Origin of the sequence: Candidatus Pantoea floridensis (assembly GCF_900215435.1) — a bacterium.
In the GTDB taxonomy this organism is placed as follows: Bacteria; Pseudomonadota; Gammaproteobacteria; order Enterobacterales; family Enterobacteriaceae; genus Pantoea; species Pantoea floridensis.
Genome location: NZ_OCMY01000001.1, coordinates 523,590 through 542,064 on the forward strand (window position 1 = coordinate 523,590; position 18,475 = coordinate 542,064).

Below are 18,475 nucleotides of genomic sequence, written 5' to 3' on the forward strand. Positions count from 1 at the left end.
CGCGCATTGCGGCACATTTCACAGAATACGATCAATCTGGCATAGCGCTTGCTACTTGTATAGACAAGATTAGACACTTATGCTTCACTCATCGCAATCCACGGCAAATTGGTCAGCTACATCGCAAAGTATCGGCGTCCAATACCTGCCAGCACACTTGTATAGACAGGAGTAGACCATGTCAGGTTCGGTTCAGGAAATTCGCCTCATTCCCGGTGAAGTGGACCTCGCGACCTTGCGCAGTATTTATCAGAGCAAGGTGACGCTTACGTTGGCAGATGAAGCGCGTGCGGCCATCGACCGTGCCCATGAAACCGTTGATGCCATTGTGGCATCCGGCAACGTGGTGTACGGCATTAATACCGGTTTTGGCAAGCTGGCGCAGACGCAGATTCCTTCGGCGCGGCTGGCGGAGCTGCAGCGTAATCTGGTGCTGTCGCACAGCGTTGGCCTGGGTGATTTGTTGCCGGATAATGTCGCACGCCTGGTGGTAGCGACCAAAATTATCAGCCTGGCGCGCGGCCATTCTGGCGTGCGCATCGAACTGATCGAAGCACTGCTGGCGCTATTCAACTCGGGTGTGATGCCCTGCATTCCGGAGAAAGGATCGGTCGGCGCGTCCGGCGATCTGGCGCCGTTGGCACACCTTTCACTGATGCTGCTGGGCGAAGGGCAGGTGCGCGTAAATGGTGAATTGATCCCCGCCACCGAAGGTTTGGCGCGCGTTGGCTTACAGCCAATTGTGCTGGGGCCTAAAGAGGGCCTGGCGCTGCTAAACGGCACCCAGGTCTCGACTGCGCTGGCGCTGCGCGGTCTGTTTGAAGCAGAAAACCTGTTCGCAGCGGGCTTGATGGCCGGTGCGCTATCGCTGGAAGCGATCAAGGGCTCAGTAAAACCGTTTGATGCGCGGATTCATGAAGCACGCGGTCAGGTGGGACAGATCAACGTCGCCGCCGCCGTCTCTTCTTTATTATCCGGCAGTGAAATTCTCAGCTCACACACCCACTGTGGTCGCGTGCAGGATCCCTACTCGATTCGCTGCGTACCGCAGGTGATGGGCGCCTGCCTGGATAACCTGACGCACGCTGCACGGGTATTGCAGATTGAAGCCAACGCCGCCTCCGATAATCCGCTGGTGTTCAGTGACAGCGGCGATGTGATTTCCGGCGGTAACTTCCACGCCGAACCGGTGGCCTTTGCCGCCGATATTCTGGCCCTGGCGATTGCCGAGATCGGTGCCATTTCTGAGCGTCGCCTGGCGCTGCTGCTGGATACCGGTCTTTCAGGCCTGCCGCCGTTCCTCGTACACGATGGCGGTGTCAACTCCGGCTTTATGATTGCCCAGGTGACCGCGGCGGCGCTGGCTTCCGAAAATAAATCGCTGGCGCATCCGGGCAGCGTTGACAGCCTGCCCACCTCGGCGAACCAGGAAGATCACGTCTCCATGGCGACCTATGCGGCACGCCGCCTCGGCAGCATGTGTTTCAACACCGCAGCCGTGGTGGGCATTGAAGCGATGGCTGCCGCACAAGGTATTGATTTCCATCGCCCGCTGCAGAGTTCGCCGACGCTGGAACAGGAGATGAGCCGCATCCGTGAAAAAGTGGCCTTCCTCGATCACGACCGTTTACTGGCGCCGGATATTGAATCTATGCGCCTGTGGGCCAGCGATTCTGTCTGGCCACACTCCCTTACCGCGCTGCTGCCAAGTCAGCGTAAGACTGTTAATTAAGGAATCGATGATGAGCGAAACTTTGACTCAGGCTGTAGCCCGTGAAATCCGTGCACCGCGCGGTAATGAATTACACTGCGCCAACTGGTTGATTGAAGCGGCGTACCGCATGATCCAGAACAACCTCGATCCTGATGTGGCAGAGCGCCCGGAAGATCTGGTGGTGTACGGCGGCATCGGTAAAGCCGCGCGTAACTGGGAGTGCTTTGAACAAATTCTGCGTTCGCTGCGTGCATTACAGCCGGAAGAGACACTGCTGATCCAGTCTGGTAAACCGGTTGGCGTGTTCCGCACCCATGCCGATGCGCCGCGCGTGCTGCTGGCTAACTCCAACCTCGTGCCGCATTGGGCAACGTGGGATCACTTCCACGAGCTGGATAAAAAAGGCCTGATGATGTACGGCCAGATGACGGCCGGATCGTGGATCTACATCGGCGCACAGGGCATCGTGCAGGGTACGTTTGAGACCTTTGCCGAAGCCGGTCGCCAGCATTACGCCAGCGATCTGCGCGGCCGCTGGATCCTCACCGCCGGTTTAGGCGGCATGGGCGGCGCCCAACCGCTGGCGGGCGTATTGGCCGGTGCCAGCGTGCTGGCGATTGAGTGCCAGGAGTCACGCATCGATTTCCGTATTCGTACTCGCTACGTCGACCATAAAGCCTATACGCTGGATGACGCGCTGGAACTGATTGATCAGGCAAATAAAGAGAAACGTGCTATTTCTGTTGGCCTGCTGGGCAACGCGGCTGAAATCGTGCCAGAGCTGGTTAAGCGCGCCAAGGCGGGTGGCATGAAGCCGGATATTGTTACCGATCAGACCTCGGCGCACGATCCGATTAATGGCTATCTGCCGATCGGTTGGGATGTGGCACGCTGGGAATCTGAGCGCATCAGCAACCCGAAAGCGGTAGAAAAAGCCGCGCGCGCCGCCATGGCGGTGCATGTGCAGGCGATGCTGGATTTCCATCATATGGGCGTGCCAACCGTGGATTACGGCAATAACATCCGTCAGGTCGCGCTGGAAGAAGGCGTGCAGAATGCCTTCGATTTCCCGGGTTTTGTACCGGCCTATATACGTCCACTGTTCTGCGAAGGCAAAGGCCCGTTCCGCTGGGTGGCGCTGTCGGGCGATCCAGAAGATATCTACAAGACCGATGCCAAACTGAAGGAGCTGTTCCCGGACCATCAAAACCTGCATCGCTGGCTGGATATGGCGCAGGAGCGCATCGCCTTCCAGGGCTTACCGGCACGTATCTGCTGGCTCGGCCTTGGCGAACGTCATAAAGCGGCGCTGGCGTTCAATGAAATGGTGCGCAACGGCGAGCTGAAAGCGCCTATCGTGATTGGGCGCGATCACCTGGATTGTGGTTCCGTTGCATCACCTAACCGTGAAACCGAAGCGATGAAAGACGGGTCAGATGCGGTATCGGATTGGCCGCTGCTGAATGCCCTGCTGAACACCGCAGGCGGCGCAACCTGGGTGAGCCTGCATCATGGCGGCGGCGTCGGTATGGGCTTCTCGCAGCACTCCGGCGTAGTGATTGTGTGTGACGGCACGAAAGAAGCCGATGCACGCTTGGGACGCGTGCTGTGGAACGACCCGGCGACCGGCGTGATGCGTCACGCGGATGCGGGTTACGAGCAGGCGCAGGCCTGTGCACATGAGCACGGCCTGAACCTGCCAATGCAGAAATAACGTCCAACCCGCGCACGCCGATCAATCCCCTCTCCCGCCTGCGGGAGAGGGTTAGGGTGAGGGACAGCGCGCACCTTTCAACATTGTGCAGCATTCCCCTCATCCCAGCCTTCTCCCGCAAGCGGGAGAAGGAGCGTAACAGCCCGTTCGCTATATTCCATTCTGCTATACCCTATAGCCAAATTCTTACGCTCCACGATAGACGCCGCCATGCGCTTGCCACTACAGTAAATACATTATTTTGCAGCCCTTGCTGCTGATGGAGAGCCTTATCTTATGAGCCTGCCTGCTGTCCTGCTGGAAAACGCCCTGCACTGGCGTCGTCAGTTACATCAACATCCTGAACTGGGTTACCAGGAGCAGCAAACCAGCGAGCTGGTCGCTAACGTTCTGGCTGATGCCGGATTACAGGTGTTTCGTGGCCTGGCGGGCACCGGCGTCATTGGCACGTTAGAAAACGGTCCCGGCCCAATAATTGGTCTGCGTGCTGATATGGATGCGCTGCCGATCACCGAAAAAGGCGATCCCCAGTGGAAGTCACAGCAAGCGGGGGTGATGCACGCCTGCGGTCACGATGGCCACACCGCTATCTTACTGGCGGCGGCGTGTCATCTGGCGACAACGCGTAACTTTAGCGGCACCCTTCACTTTATCTTCCAGCCCGCCGAAGAGAATCTCGGCGGCGCGCGCAAGATGGTGGAAGAAGGTCTGCTTCAGCGCTTCCCGATGGATGCGGTTTACGCCATGCACAACTGGCCGGGTATGCCGGTGGGTACGCTGGCAGTGAATCCTGATGCGATGATGGCGTCACTCGACTCGTTTGAAATTACGCTGCACGGTAAAAGCTGCCATGCAGCGATGCCGGAAAGCGGTGCCGACCCAATGGTGGTGGCGGCGGAACTGATTCTGGCGCTGCAAACCATTCCGTCACGTCGGCTGTCGCCGCTGGCATCGGCGGTAGTGAGCGTAACGCAGATCCACGGTGGCGAAGCGATTAACGTTATCCCCGAGCAGATTGTGTTGCGCGGCACGGTGCGATGTTTGCAGACCGACGTGCGCAATCGCGTGCGCGGTCTGATTGAGGATTTTGTGACGACATTGCCGCGCCCGTTTGGCGTCAGCGGCGAGATTCATTGGTATCCCGGCTATCCGGTTACTGCCAACCATGCCGAGCAGGCAGAGCAGGTGCGCGCAGTTGCCGTGGATATGCTCGGCGAGGCGCAGGTTAGCTGGCAGGTTAACCCTTCTATGGCATCAGAAGATTTTGCCTGCATGCTGGAAGCCTGCCCCGGCGCCTATTTCTGGCTGGGTGCCGATGGTGCGACGCCGTCCGCACCACTGCACAACGCTCATTACGATTTTAATGATGAGCTGCTGCCGATTGGTATTACCTTCTGGCAGCAGTTAGTGGAGCGCGTGCTGGCGAAAACCTGATCGCGGTCGCCATAAATGGCGCCCCTACAACAATGATTACGCCTTTTGGGCGCCATAAATGGCGCCCCTACAGCAATGATTACGTTTTTTGGGCGCCATAAATGGCGCCCCTACGAAACCTGTAGGGTGCGCATTAATGCGCACCGGGCAGCGACACCCATTCGATTAAATCTCTGCCAATTGTAAACGCGCGTCCGCGTCTGCCAGGTTGGCCGATTCACCGGTCGCCACCAAACAGCATGCCAGCTGCAAACGCAGTGCCTGCGGCACGGCGCGTTCACCGGCTAACACCTGCTTGATCCACGCGGCGGTATCCGGTGCGCTTTTACTTTCCGGCAGCTCCATACTCACTTCCGGCTGGCGCTCAACCCACACTTCCGCTTCGGCACCTGCGCCGCGAATGTGGTTAATCGCCGGACAGCGCTGCGGATTGGCATACACCTCACCTTCCGTGCCATTTAGCAAAATCGCCGGTGCATCAATGTCCTGGAAGAATTTACCGACGCGCGGCACATATTCCGGATGCGACACGCTGGCCAGCCGCAGCGCGGCGCGCTCAGCAAAAGGAGTAGCGAGTTTCGCCAACGTATGCGCGCTGTTGCGCACGCCCATGCGCCAGCGCAGCGACAGCTGTTTCGCCATCGGCGCACACAAATGATCGATGGTGATGAACGCCAGCTCGCCGTTATCCAGCTTCGCCTGCGCCTGTTCTGCTGTCGTGACGGGCGCGATATCCAGCGCCGCCAGCACCGCTTCGCTGGTGACGCGCGTCGGATCGTCACTCACGCCGTGCAGCAGCACCGGGAAGCCGAGTTTCACCAGCAGCAGCGCCAGCAGCGGCGTCAGATTGCCCTGACGACGCGCGCCATTGTAGCTGGGAATGACGATCGGCATTGGGCGATTAGCGGGCGCCTGCAGCGGCATCATCTGCTGCTGCATGGCGTGATAAAAACCACGCATCTCCTCTTCACCTTCGCCTTTAATGCGCAGCGCAATCAGGATGCCACCCAACTCCAGTTCCGGTACTTCACCCGCCAGCATCGCGCTGTATAGCGCCTGCGCCGTGTCGAAATCGATATCGCGCGCGTGATTTTTGCCACGCCCAATCTCTTTAATGATTTTGTTCAGTTCCATCAGGCATTCCCGCTTCCAGGGCGCGCCGCAGTGCGGCTGCCAACATTGATAATTAGGTTTTTTTACTGCGGCGTTTTTTTGCTTTTTCACCGCTGGCTTCCGGCATCGGCGGTTGCTCAATCGGGAACACCGGTAATGCGGCCAGCAGTCGACTGCCGTAAGCCTTGTTGAGCAGGCGGCGATCGTAAATCACGATTTCGCCAAAGCAGCTGTGGCTGCGAATCAAACGCCCGACCTGCTGAATCAAGGTAAACGAGGCGCTCGGCAAGCTCTGCACCTCAAATGGATAACGTTTCAGGCTCTTCAGCCATTCGCCTTCGGTCAAAATTACCGGACTGTCCACCGGCGGAAAAGCGATTTTGTGGATATGCACCTGTGATAGCAGATCGCCCTTCAAATCCAGCCCTTCCGCAAAAGATTGCAGCCCGACCAGAATGCTGGTTTTGCCCGCTTCCACACGTTCGCGATGCAGCGCCACCAGGCGCGAACGTGGTTGATCGCCCTGCACCAGCATCGACAAGCGCAAATCGGTAACGTGGCTAACAAACTGCTGCATCGCGCGTCCGCTGGCGAACAGCACCAGCACGCCTTTGTGTTTCTCTTCGGCAATCTGCTGACGGAAGAAACGCGCCATCTCGGCGATGTGTTCGGCTTCCTGCGCCATCAGCGGCTCAAACTGCATTTGTGGGATAACCAGCTTACCCTGATCGATATGGTTAAACGGTGAATCCAGCGCCACAAAGCGGTCGCCGGCTTTTTCGCTCAGCCCCGACATCTCTTGCAATCGATTAAAGCTGTTGAGCGAACGCAGCGTCGCCGAGGTTACTACCACGTGCGGGATTTTGCGCCACAGGATTTTTTCCAGCTGATCGCTAACGCGAATGCCCGCGCAGTGGAACAGCAGATGCGCCTGTCCTTCACGGATTTCGCGCGTGATCCACTTCGATACCGGCGCATTCGAGGCTTTCTCCATCGCCGCCAGTCGCCACAATTTGCTGATCGATTCGAACCAGCCGAAATGGCGATTGAGCTGAATGATGGCTTTATGCAGCCGCATGATGTCGGCTTTACCGGTTTGATCGCCGAGCTCATTAAGCAAGCCTTCGCTTAAGCCGCGCAGTGCATCGCTAAGCTTGAACAGCCGCGCGCACATCGTCAGCAATTCTTCGGGCAGCTCTCCCAGCACAAAGCGGAATTCGCCCGGCTGATTGTTGCCCGGCAGCAGAGGATTGAGGGCATCGCAAAGCATCTGCAACAGCTCGCGCATTTCGTCGCAGTGGCCTTTGAGGCGTTCCGGATTGGTGAGCGGCGGCGGCGATTTTGGCCGAAACTGCGCCATAATAGTTTCCACCAGCCGTACGAACAGGTCGAGCTGCAAACTGCTCCAGCCCGGCGTGATTTCTGCACTCATCTCCAGCGCATCGCGTGCCACTTCTGGCAGATGATGGCCTTCGTCCAGCACCAGCATCAGGTTTTTTGCCGGCGGCAGCACCGATTCATTCTCCATCGCCGCCATCACCAGCGCATGGTTCGCGACCACCACATCCGCCTGCTCAATTTCGCGACGTGCAACGAAAAACGGACATTCGCGATACCAGCGGCAGTGATGGCCGAGGCAGTTGGCTTTGTCAGTGGAGAGGCGTTTCCATAAGCTGTCTTCAATGTTCACATCGGTGTGATCGCGCAAGCCATCCCAGCGGTAACTACTGAGCTGTTTCTCTAATTTGGCGCAGAATTTCTGCTCCTCTTTCGAACCGGTCACCGCCTCTTCATCAAGATAGAGCAATAAATCGCCCTGTTGATCTTCGGTGGCCGCCAGCGCCGCAAGATTACGCGGGCACACATAGCGTCCGCGGCCAAAGGCGGCGGTGAAGGTGAGATCGGGAATGATTTTCTTCAACAGCGGCAGATCCTTGCTGAAGATTTGGTCCTGCAATGCCACATTGGCGGTGCTGATCACCAGGCGCTTTTCTTCGGCGCGACTCACCGCAATGCCGGGAATCAGGTAAGACAGCGTTTTACCCACGCCGGTTGGGGCTTCAATCGCCAGATGGCGCCCCTCGTCACCGGCCAGGCTTTTTGCCACTTCGGCAATCATCTGGCGCTGCGGCGCGCGCGGGATAAAGTCAGGAACCTGCTGCTGCAGCGCCTTATACCATTGCGCAATCTGGCTTTTTATCGCTGCTGTCAGGGCCATATTCATTACTGTTTGCTGAATTGGCCTGTATTTTTACACAGTATTGGCGCAGCGTCAGCTTTCGCTGCTATTTTTTCGCGCTGGATTCAGAATTTCACGCATCGCGCGGATCAGCATTTCGCGCGCACGTCCGCGGCGAAAAGCAAAGGAAAACGGCGCGCGGAAGTGGAAATGCTGCGGCAACAGGCGGCATAACGCGCCTTGCTGTTCCCAGCCGCGTGCGTAGTGTTCGGGCAAATAGCCGATAAAACGACCGGAGAGTATTAAGGTCAGCTGCGCTTCGATGCTCTCTACCGACGCGTTGCTCTGGCGGAATCCGCGCTTGTTCAGCTCCTGCTGATTCCAGTAACGCCGCGTCACCATGCCAGTTTGCTGCACGGTACGCACATCTGGATGGCCCTCAGCCAGCGGATGTTCAGGGCTGCAATAGAGCCAATGCTGCTCTTCATACAGCGGAACGGTGACCAGATTGCTGGCGCGCAGCGGAAAGTGACCAATCGCCAGGTCGAGCCGATCTTCCAGCAACTGCTGCTGCAACTCATTGGGATCGCGCACGCTCAGATTAAAGAATACCGCCGGAAAGCGCTGGTTGAAGCGGGCAATCGCGGCGGGCAGATCCAGCGTGCCGTCGGTGACGGTCGCATCGACTACGCCAAGGGAAAAAGTGCCGCCCTGCGCGCTTTTCAACGTTTCTACCTGCTGCTGCCATCCCGCCAGCGTCGCCAGCATCTCCTGGCTGTAGCGATAAAACTGTTCGCCTTTGCTGGTGAGCGTAAAGCCGCCGCGTCCGCGCTGACACATGATAAAACCAAGCTGGGTTTCCAGTTCGCTCATGTAGGCGCTGATGGCCGGGGTGGTCATGTTCAGCGCCTGCTGCGCGCGCGAATAACCCTGATGTTCCACCACGCTGGCAAACACCTGCAGCAGTTTGAGATTGGGAAGCGTCTGCACCGATTATCCTTCAGAGATTGCTGGCTAAAGTTAAGTAATCTCTGAAGTGATTATCTGCTGTCAAGGATTTTTCCTGCGCAACGCCTGGGTAAAGATGGGCTTCACTTAGCCGCAGGAGCCCGTGATGACCGATTTCCCTCAGCCGCAAGGCGGCAATGAAATGCCCCGTTTCGCCGGACGCGGCACCATGATGCGTTTGCCCGCCGTGGAGTCCCCAGCCAATCTGGACGTCGCTTTTGTCGGTATCCCGCTGGACATCGGCACCTCGCAGCGCAGCGGCACGCGCTATGGTCCGCGCGCCATTCGCGCCGATTCGGTGATGATTCGTCCGTACAACATGGCCACCGGCGCAGCGCCGTTTGATTCGCTGCGCGTTGGCGATCTCGGTGATGTGCCGATTAACACTTACAGCCTGCTGAAATCGGTCGATATCATTGAAAACTATTATACCGAACTGAATAACTGGCCGATTATTCCCTTAACGCTCGGCGGCGATCACACGCTAACGCTGCCAATTTTACGCGCGCTGGCGAAGAAGCATGGCCCAATGGGATTGATTCATATTGATGCGCATACCGATACCAACGACGAGATGTTTGGCGAGAAGATCGCGCACGGCACCACTTTCCGCCGCACGGTGGAAGAAGGGCTGCTTGACTGCCAACGCGTGGTGCAGATTGGCCAGCGTGCGCAGGGTTATGCCGCCGACGATTTCCAATGGGGCGTCGATCAAGGCTTCCATCTGGTGCCTGCCGAGCAGTGCTGGTATCGCTCGATGACGCCGCTGATGGCCGAGGTGCGCGCGCGCATCGGCGATGGCCCGGTGTATCTCTCTTACGACATCGACAGCTTCGATCCCGCCTGGGCGCCCGGTACCGGCACGCCCGAAGTGGGCGGTTTGACCTCAATGCAGGGGCTGGAGATCGTGCGCGGCTGCCGTGGGCTGAACCTGGTGGGCGGCGATCTGGTGGAAGTGTCGCCGCCGTATGACCTCAGCGGCATGACCTCACAGCTGGCGGCCAATATCCTTTATGAGATGCTGTGCGTGTTGCCCGGCGTCCGTTACACAGAGAACAAGTGATGACACAACAGAATCTGGTGTTTCCGGCGCGCGTGCTGCGCGGTGCGGGCGTGATCAATCAACTGGGCGCGATTTGCGCCGGACTCGGGCAGCGTGCGCTGCTGATTGGCGGCCATCAGGCATTGCAGGCGGTAGAAGCGCAGGTACGCGCGCAGCTGCTGACGGCCAACGTCACGCTGCTGGCACAGGAATGGTTTGGCGGCGAAACCTCGATCACACACATCAATCGTCTGGCCGCCATCGCCAGCGAGTTGCACGCCGAGGTACTGATTGGCGTTGGCGGCGGTAAGTCGCTGGATACGGTGAAAGCGGTCGGCGCGCAGCTCGGCTTGCCGGTGGTGACGCTGCCGACCATCGCCGCCACCTGTTCAGCGGTGACGCCGCTGAGTATTCGCTATGACGATAACGGCAATTTCTTCGATATCTTCCCGCTGCCGCAGGCACCGGCGGCAGTGATTATCGACAGCGAACTGCTGGCCAACGCGCCGCCGCGCTGGCTGGCGGCTGGCTTGGGCGATACGCTGGCGAAATGGTACGAGTTCCGCGCGGTCAGTGCACGTCATCCGGCGCGCGCAGGCAATGCGTTATCCTCTCTGGCGCACAGCCAAATCTGTTATGACGTGATTGCGGAACACGGCCCAGCGGCCTATGCCGCAGTACAGCGCAGTGAGAGCAGCGCGTCGCTGGATCAGGTGCTGGATGCGATTTTTACCTGGGCGGGATTGACCTCGCTGATGAGCAACGGCGCGCACGCGGCGGCTTCGCATGCGATTTATGAAGGCTTCACCTTCTGCGATAAAACGCGTGAATTTGGCCACGGTTTGCTGGTGGGCTTCGGCAACCTGTGCTTGCTGGCGCTGGAGCACCGCGCGGATGAAGAGGTGCTGGATGAGATGCGCCTGGCGCGCGACTGCGGCGTGCCGCTGACGCTGGGCGAGATTGCAGAACTGGATGAGCGTGAGCTGGCGCTGATTGTACGTGAATCGGTGCACGCGCCGGATATGGCGAATATGGCCGAAGCGGTGACAGAGGCGCGTTTGCTGGCGGTGATTGAGCGGGTTGAAAGGTTGGCGGCACGGATTTGATAGCGGTCGCCATAAATGGCGACCCTACGGTCATTGTAGGGTCGGCGGCACTGACGTAATTGCTGACGTTGTAGGGTCGGCATTTATGCCGACCTGGTTTTTACCTGACCGCCAACAGCCCCACCACTTCGCGTACGTCGGCCACCTCATCCAATTCCAGACACACCGCTTCCAGCTGTTCGACCTGCGGCAGCGGCAGCACGCGCCCCGCCAGACTGCGGTACTTCGTCAACAGCGCCTCAAGGCTTAACGGATTGGTCGGCGCGCCCGATGGCACCGGTACATGCTGCTGCCACTGTGCGCCCTGCTGCGTTTCTAGCCTCACCCACGGCTCGTCGTCGCGGCTCTGCTGCTCATCAATCACCAGCTCAATCCGCGCCAGCAGCGCTTCCACATTCGGATGCAGACGTTTAGCGTCGTCATAGCTCGCCAGCTCCGCCGAGCCATACAGCGCGCGCGCTGCCAGCGCATAGGGCAAGCTCATTTGCGCCGCTGCCAGACTGCGCAGCTCGCGTCCGCCGCACATCTCCAGCAGGAACGAATTCACCCCCACCACGATGCGCGCAATCTGCTCCACGCGCACATCATGCTGTTGCAGCAATATATTCAGCGCATCAATCGCCGCATGGGTGCCACGGCACGAAGCGTACGGCTTGATTGAGCAGCGCGCCAGCTTCCACACCTCGCCAAGATCCGCCGTCAGCGCCTGCGGCTGCTGCGTCTCTGGCGCTAAGGTTTGCAGAAAACCGCCCCAGCGATCCTCGAATACCGCGGCAGGCCCGTTAATGCCGCGCTGCGCCAGCAATGCCGCCTGCACGCCGCCTTCTGCGGCACGCGCGGCATGCAGTTTTTTGGTGTGCGAACCGTCGTGGATAAAGCCCCATAAACCGCCGCTAAAGCTGGCGGCAATGCCCAGCGCAGAAGCACACTGCGCGCGATCCAGTTGCAGCAGCGAACAGACCGCCGCTGCCGCACCAAATACGCCGCAGCTGGCGGTAGAATGCCAGCCCGCACCGTTGTGGGCGGAATAGCCGCCGCAGGCTTCCAGCACCCGGCGGCCAACATCATAGCCAATTATCATCGCAACGATCAGCGCCTGGCCATCCACCGGCTGCGTCGCCAGCGGCAGCGCCGCCAGCAGCGCCGGGATCACCACCGCACCGGAGTGATCGCAACCGCCGGTATCATCCAGTTCATACATGTGCGCCGCCACGCCGTTCAGCCACGCCGCCTGACGCGCATTAACCTGCTGCGCGCTGCCCCAAACCTGCGCCTCTTCGCGTCCCCCTTCAGCATTGACCAGTGCCAGACACTCACGCCAAATCGGGCTATCGCAGCCCGCCAGTGAAGCGCCGAGCGTATCCAGCAGATGGCGTTTCGCCTGCTCCACCAGCGGCGCAGGCAATTGCGCAAAGCGGGTTTCGGCGATAAAGGCTGCCAGTTGATCAAGCGTGCTCGCCATGTGTACCTCCGATGATGCGGCTGAACACCTCCGCCGGATGCGAGAAATCGTTCTCCGGCTGCGTCTGCCAGTGCGCCGCCACCTGCTCAGCGGTGGCGATCCACACGTTATGCTGTTGCAGCGTGTCGAGCAGCGAACGCAGCAGGCCAATGCGTCCGGCGGTACCGATGATTTCCGGATGCAGCCGCAGCAAATAGCACAGACCAAAGCGGTGGAAGCCGTGAAAATCCTGCGTCAGGTTCGCCAGCGTTTCACCGTAGGGCGCGATGCGCGATTGGCCTGGCGGGATCGCCGGGCTGAGATTAAAAGCAAAGTACGGCTCATCTTCCAGCGTGTAGTGCATCGGCAGCTCAACTAAGCGCGTGCCGGGATGGAAGTACGGCAAATCGTCGCCGCGCCAGCTCGATGACCAGCGAATGCCGCACTCAACCAGCGCCTGCGCCAGCCCCGGTTTCCACTGTCCGGCGGGCGTGCGAAAGCCGGTGATGGCGCGACCGGTGAGCAGCGCCAGCTTGTCACAACCGCGCGTCACGCTGGCGATCTGCTGCTCCAGCGTTAAAGCCGAGAAATCTTCATGCCCATCGCCGCTACAGGCGATTTCATGGCCATCCGCCACCATGCGCTGCACTAATTCCGGCTGCTCTTCGGCAACCATCGCCGGCATGCACCAGCTGGCTTTGAGTTGCTTTTCCGTCAGCAGCGCCAGCAGGCGATCGACGCCGCGCAGCGTGCCGTAACGCCACACCGACAGGGTTTTATCGCGCCCCGCCACCGCCGGTGCCTGGGTGAGAATGCCGTGGATATCGTTGAAATCGATGGTGAGGATCGCCGCCGACTGGAAGCCCAGCGGCCAGCGTGAAGGTTCAGTCATGCTGTTGCTCCTGCAGATACCACTGCGCCACTGCGTCGCAGCGCGCAAACCACACGTCATCGCGCGCCGTCATCTGTTCAAACAGCTGCTCCAACAGTAGAAGTCGTCCCGGCTGGCCGGAGATTTTCGGGTGGAACAGCGTGGTGAGGCACAAGCCCTCATCCATCGCGCCATCAAACTCGCGCTGCCAGTTATCGCGCGTGTGCGCATAGCTGGCGATACGATCGCCGCCTTTGGGGAAATCGGGCTGGCGCGTATAAGCCAGCGAGGCGTAATCGTCCATCTCCCACTTGCCGGGAATCTCCACCAGCGGCGTATACCCCGCCACCGGAATGCTGTAGGGACGATCGTCACCGCGCATGCTGCTGGAGTAGATCACACCCGCGTCGCGCAGAATCTGCGGCGTTTCGGCATGCCAGTCGCCCGATGGCGTGCGAAAACCGCAGGCGGTGATGCCGAGATACTGTTTAAAAATCTCAGCGGACTTCGCCATTACTGCGCGTTGTTCATCCGGCGAGATTGACCAGAACGATTCGTGGCGATAGCCGTGATAGGCCACTTCGTGGCCCTGTTCGATAATCGCCTGACACTGCTGCGGCCACTGCTCCACCACCCACGCCGGAACGAAAAAGGTGGCGGGAATCTGGAAGGTGCGCAGCAGGTCGAGCAGACGCCCGAGCGCGCGGTACGGCCCGTAGGCTCCAAAGGTGAAATACTCTGGCGTTGACCACAGGCTGCCATTCAACATGGCATCGCCGGTGGGACCGTCGAGGTCAAACGCCAGCGCCATACAGCCGCGTTTTCCCTGCGGCCAGCGCACTGCGCCCGGTTGTTGCATCTGCTCGCTCCTTTAGCCCTGGTTGACCGTTGCCTTGGTCACGCCGTTATCGGCCAGGCCCCATTTGCCGAGGATTTTCTGGTAAGAGCCATCGGCGATCATGGCATCAATCGCTGCCTGAATTGCCGTGGTCAGTTCGCCCGCATCTTTGCCCACCGCCATGCCGGTGTACTGGAAGGAGAAGGCTTTATCGAGCGGCTTATATTTGCCCTTCTCCAGATCCATGATGTACGGCAGGGTTTCGCTGCCCTGCACCACGCCATCCAGACGGTTCTGACGCAGCTGGGTGCGCGCATCGGCGGTACCTTCCGCACCCACCACGATGATGGCGGGCTTGCCGGCCGCCTCGCAGTGGGCTTTAGACCAGTTGGCGATTTCTAACGGGAAGGTGGTGCGACGGCTGGTGCCGACTTTCTTACCGCACAGATCCATCGCGCTATTGATATCGCTGCGCGCGGTTTGGGTATAGAACTGCGGGCCGGTTTTGAAGTAGTCGATAAAATTCACTACCTGCTGGCGCTCTTTGGTGTCGGTCATGCCGGACATCACCAGATCGACGCGCTTGGTTACTACCGCGTTCACCATCTGTTCAAAGGCGATCTCCTGCCAGTTGATCTTCACACCGAGTTTTTCACCAATCGCCTGGCCGAGATCGTAATCCACCCCGGTTAGCTGGTTAGTGGCCGGATCTTTGAAATCCATTGGCGGATAGTTCGGCATGATCGCTACCGTCAGCCCTTTCTCTTTGATGGCGGCAGGCACGGCGATATCTGCCCAGGCAGACGATTGCAGCAGCACGGCGGCACTGATGGCACTCAATAACAGCTTTTTCATATTCACCCCGGTCACGTTAAAGAAGAATCGCGTTAATAAAGTTTTTCATCCGTGGATTTTGCGGGTTCAGCAGAATGTCTTCCGGTGCGCCCTGCTCGATAATGCGTCCCTCATCCATAAACACCACCTGATTGGCCACCTCACGGGCAAAGCCCATTTCGTGGGTGACCACCAGCATGGTGGTGCCCTCTTTTGCCAGCTGACGCATCACCGCCAGCACTTCGCCCACCATCTCCGGATCCAGTGCCGAAGTGGGTTCGTCAAACAGCATTAGTTTGGGTTTCATCGCCAGCGCGCGGGCAATCGCCACGCGCTGCTGCTGGCCGCCGGAGAGCGACTGCGGATAGTCATGCGCTTTATGCGCCATGCCCACGCGCTCCAGCAGCGCCATCGCCTCTTCGCAGGCTTCACGCTTCGGGCGCAGCAGCACGCGACACGGCCCTTCGATGATGTTCTCCAGCGCGGTTTTGTGCGGAAAGAGATTGAAGCGCTGGAAAACCATGCCGGTTTGCAGGCGCTGACGCGCAATCTGCTTGTCGCTTAAGGCGTGCAATTTGTTGCCAGCGATGCGATAGCCCGCCAGTTCGTTGTCGACCCAAATCCCGCCTTTATCGACCTTTTCCAGCTGATTGATACAGCGCAAAAAGGTGCTTTTGCCGGAACCGGACGGGCCGAGGATACACATCACCTCGCCGTAGTTCACTTCGAGGCTGACATCCTTTAGGGCGTGGAACTGGTCGAAATATTTGTTCACCTTCACGGCGCGCACGATGTTTCTCATGTTTGGCTCCTGCTTACTGACGCTGACGATGGCCGCGTGAGAAGTAACGTTCCAGTCTGCTTTGCCCAAACGACAGCAGCGTGACCACTATCAGGTACCAGATGCCCGCCACGAACAGCAGCTCCATTACGCGCGCGTTGGCGAAGTAGATGGTTTGCGTGTTGTAGAGCAATTCGGAGTACTGAATCATGCTGGCGAGACTGGTGGTTTTGATCATGCTGATAAATTCGTTGCCGACCGGCGGCAGAATCACGCGCATCGCCTGCGGCAGAATGATGCGGTGCAGCGCCTGCAGACGCGGCATGCCGATGGCTTTCGCCGCTTCGTACTGTCCGGTATCCACTGACAACAATCCGGCACGCACCACTTCCGAGGTGTACGCCCCCTGATTGATGCTCAACCCAAGCAGCGCGGCGAGGAATGGCGTCATAAAGGTGACGGTTTGCACGCTGAACAGACCGGGAATGCTGATGGTGGGAAACACCAGCGCGAGGTTGAACCACAGCAGCAGCTGCAAAATCAGCGGCGTACCGCGGAAGATCCATGCATAGCCAACGGCGATGTAGTGCAGCACCGGATTCGGCGACATATACATGATGGCGGTGATCACGCCGAACAGCACGCCAAGCCCCATCGCCAGCACCGACATGATCAGCGTATTCACCACGCCGTTGAGAATCGCCTGCGCGGTGAAGAACTGCGCTACAAATGACCACTCAATATTGCCGTGGGCAAACGCATTCACCAGCAGCGCTAACAGGATCAGAATCACCGCCGACGCCGTTATGCGGCCGTAGTAGCGGCGTGGCACCACCTGATAGCGATCGAGATCGTAATGCGTCTGCTCGCGGCTGTTGTTTAAACTCGGCTCAATAGGCGTTGACGACATAAAAGCCTCCTCAGGCGCGCGGGCCAGCGTAATCTTCGGTCCAGCGCTGCTGGTCCTGCATCAGGGTTTGCAGACGCGCCAGTTGCTCACGCACCCGTGCCGGCGCGGTGCCGCCGTAACCGCTGCGCGCCGCCAGTGCGGCTTCCAGCGTCAGGGCGTGGCGCACCTCGGGCGTTAAGCGGGCGTCTACCGTCTGCAGCTGCGCATCGCTGAGATCCGACAACCCGCAGTTTTCGCGCTCGCACAGCTGCACCAGCTGTCCGGTTATTTCATGCGCCTCACGGAACGGCACGCCGCGCATCGCCAGCCAGTCGGCCACTTCCGTCGCCAGCGTAAAGCCGTCTGGCGCCTGCTCGCGCATCACCTCGGTATTGAACTTTAGCGTTGCCATCATCCCGGCCATCGCCGGCAGCACCAGCAGCAGGGTATCTACCGCATCAATCACGTTGCGCTTGTCATCGCTGAGATCGCGGTTGTAGGAGAGCGGCATCGCTTTCATGGTGGTCAGCAGCGCCATCAGGTTGCCAACCAAACGGCCAGAGCGACCACGCGTCAGCTCGGCGATATCCGGGTTTTTCTTCTGTGGCATGATTGAGCTGCCGGTGGCGTAGCTGTCGTGCAGCTCCACCCAGCGGAACTGGCGCGAGGCCCACATGCACACCTCTTCGCACAGGCGCGACAGGTTGATGCCGATCATGCTGGTGACAAACAGGAATTCAGCGGCGTAGTCGCGGCTGGCAACGGCATCAATCGAGTTTTCGCACGGCGCGAGGTAGGCAAGATCGGCGGCGGCTTGCGCCGGCTGACGCGCAATGGCGGAACCGGCCATGGCGGCGGCGCCGAGCGGACAGCGCGCGCTGCGGCGATCCCAATCCTGCATGCGTTCGATGTCGCGAGCAAAAGATTGCGCATGGGCCAACAGCTGGTGACCAAACACAATCGGCTGCGCCTGCTGCAAATGGGTAAAACCGGGCGCGACGCTTTCGGTGTGCGCTGCCGCCTGCTCCACCAGCGCCTGCTGCAACGCCAGCAGTGCACTCACCACCTTGCGGCCGTTATCGCGCAGATAGAGACGCAGATCGTTAACGGTTTGATCGTTACGCGAACGTCCGGCGCGTAGCTTGCCGCCGAGCGGCCCTAAGCGTTCGGTGAGCGCGCGTTCGATAAAGGTGTGCACATCTTCATCGGCGGCAATCGGATGCAGCTGACCGGCACGATAATCGGCATCCAATGCGTCAATCGCTGCCAGCATGGTGCTGAGTTCTTCTGCGCTCAGCAGATCGCCGCGCGCCAGCTCACGGGCATGTGCCCGGCAGCCCGCCAGATCGTAAGGTGCCAGCGCAAAATAATAATCCGGGCTACGAGACAGCGCGGTTAAACTCGCCGCCGGTGCCGCTTTAAAACGCGCGCCCCATAACAGTTCGGCATTATCAGACATGCTATTTCCCCTTACAGATAATCATCAGCGATATGAAAAAGATATGAATGCG

15 protein-coding genes are annotated in these 18,475 nt (G+C 59.3%); 5 read left to right on the forward strand and 10 right to left on the reverse strand.

The annotated features are described in order from the left end of the window. The first annotated feature begins 178 nt into the window (after window positions 1-178). The 3 genes from hutH to CRO19_RS02540 all read left to right on the forward strand — a co-directional run bounded on the left by hutH (window position 179) and on the right by CRO19_RS02540 (window position 4,862). Window positions 179-1,732 (forward strand): histidine ammonia-lyase, encoded by a 1,554-nt coding sequence (hutH, locus tag CRO19_RS02530; protein WP_097094462.1) that lies wholly within the window; start codon window positions 179-181, stop codon window positions 1,730-1,732. 10 nt (window positions 1,733-1,742) lie between these two features. Beyond that, window positions 1,743-3,428, forward strand: a complete 1,686-nt coding sequence (hutU, locus tag CRO19_RS02535; protein WP_097094463.1) for a urocanate hydratase — start codon at window positions 1,743-1,745, stop codon at window positions 3,426-3,428. 276 nt (window positions 3,429-3,704) lie between these two features. Continuing rightward, on the forward strand, window positions 3,705-4,862 hold the full coding sequence (locus CRO19_RS02540; protein ID WP_097094464.1) for a M20 aminoacylase family protein: 1,158 nt from the start codon (window positions 3,705-3,707) through the stop codon (window positions 4,860-4,862). A gap of 165 nt (window positions 4,863-5,027) precedes the next feature. On the opposite strand, the gene ybiB is transcribed toward CRO19_RS02540, so the two are convergent. Genes ybiB through CRO19_RS02555 form a run of 3 tightly spaced genes read right to left on the reverse strand, consistent with a single transcriptional unit; the run spans window position 5,028 to window position 9,144 of the window. Continuing rightward, window positions 5,028-5,996 carry a DNA-binding protein YbiB gene (ybiB, locus tag CRO19_RS02545; RefSeq protein ID WP_097094465.1) on the reverse strand — a complete coding sequence of 323 codons (969 nt, stop codon included), beginning with the start codon at window positions 5,994-5,996 and terminating at the stop codon, window positions 5,028-5,030. Window positions 5,997-6,048: 52 nt separating this feature from the next. Next, window positions 6,049-8,193 carry an ATP-dependent DNA helicase DinG gene (gene dinG, locus CRO19_RS02550; RefSeq protein WP_097097564.1) on the reverse strand — a complete coding sequence of 715 codons (2,145 nt, stop codon included), beginning with the start codon at window positions 8,191-8,193 and terminating at the stop codon, window positions 6,049-6,051. A gap of 54 nt (window positions 8,194-8,247) precedes the next feature. Beyond that, a complete protein-coding gene (locus CRO19_RS02555; protein WP_097094466.1) occupies window positions 8,248-9,144 on the reverse strand; it encodes a LysR family transcriptional regulator in 897 nt (298 codons plus the stop codon). 124 nt (window positions 9,145-9,268) lie between these two features. Between CRO19_RS02555 and speB the strand changes: the two genes are divergently transcribed. Beyond that, the gene (speB, locus tag CRO19_RS02560; RefSeq protein ID WP_097094467.1) at window positions 9,269-10,225 is read left to right on the forward strand and encodes an agmatinase; all 957 of its coding nucleotides are present in this window, start codon (window positions 9,269-9,271) and stop codon (window positions 10,223-10,225) included. After that, window positions 10,225-11,310, forward strand: coding sequence for an iron-containing alcohol dehydrogenase family protein (locus CRO19_RS02565; protein ID WP_097094468.1), 1,086 nt, complete (start codon window positions 10,225-10,227; stop codon window positions 11,308-11,310). Before speB ends, CRO19_RS02565 begins: the two co-directional genes overlap by 1 nt. Before the next feature lie 100 nt (window positions 11,311-11,410). Here the strand turns inward: CRO19_RS02565 and CRO19_RS02570 are convergent, their stop codons facing one another. Genes CRO19_RS02570 through argH form a run of 7 tightly spaced genes read right to left on the reverse strand, consistent with a single transcriptional unit; the run spans window position 11,411 to window position 18,423 of the window. Beyond that, complete coding sequence (locus tag CRO19_RS02570) at window positions 11,411-12,772, reverse strand: MmgE/PrpD family protein (protein WP_097094469.1); 1,362 nt, start codon at window positions 12,770-12,772, stop codon at window positions 11,411-11,413. After that, a complete protein-coding gene (locus CRO19_RS02575) occupies window positions 12,756-13,643 on the reverse strand; it encodes a polysaccharide deacetylase family protein (RefSeq protein WP_097094470.1) in 888 nt (295 codons plus the stop codon). Before CRO19_RS02575 ends, CRO19_RS02570 begins: the two co-directional genes overlap by 17 nt. Next, window positions 13,636-14,481, reverse strand: a complete 846-nt coding sequence (locus CRO19_RS02580) for a polysaccharide deacetylase family protein (protein ID WP_097094471.1) — start codon at window positions 14,479-14,481, stop codon at window positions 13,636-13,638. Before CRO19_RS02580 ends, CRO19_RS02575 begins: the two co-directional genes overlap by 8 nt. A gap of 12 nt (window positions 14,482-14,493) precedes the next feature. Continuing rightward, window positions 14,494-15,315: an ABC transporter substrate-binding protein gene (locus CRO19_RS02585; RefSeq protein ID WP_097094472.1), complete on the reverse strand. Its 822-nt coding sequence runs from the start codon at window positions 15,313-15,315 to the stop codon at window positions 14,494-14,496. A gap of 16 nt (window positions 15,316-15,331) precedes the next feature. Then, complete coding sequence (locus CRO19_RS02590; protein WP_097094473.1) at window positions 15,332-16,096, reverse strand: amino acid ABC transporter ATP-binding protein; 765 nt, start codon at window positions 16,094-16,096, stop codon at window positions 15,332-15,334. A gap of 13 nt (window positions 16,097-16,109) precedes the next feature. Next, entirely contained in the window at window positions 16,110-16,985 is an 876-nt protein-coding gene (locus tag CRO19_RS02595) for an amino acid ABC transporter permease (protein ID WP_097094474.1), read from the reverse strand. Between the two features lie 10 nt (window positions 16,986-16,995). Then, complete coding sequence (gene argH / locus CRO19_RS02600) at window positions 16,996-18,423, reverse strand: argininosuccinate lyase (RefSeq protein WP_097094475.1); 1,428 nt, start codon at window positions 18,421-18,423, stop codon at window positions 16,996-16,998. Window positions 18,424-18,475: the final 52 nt, after the last annotated feature.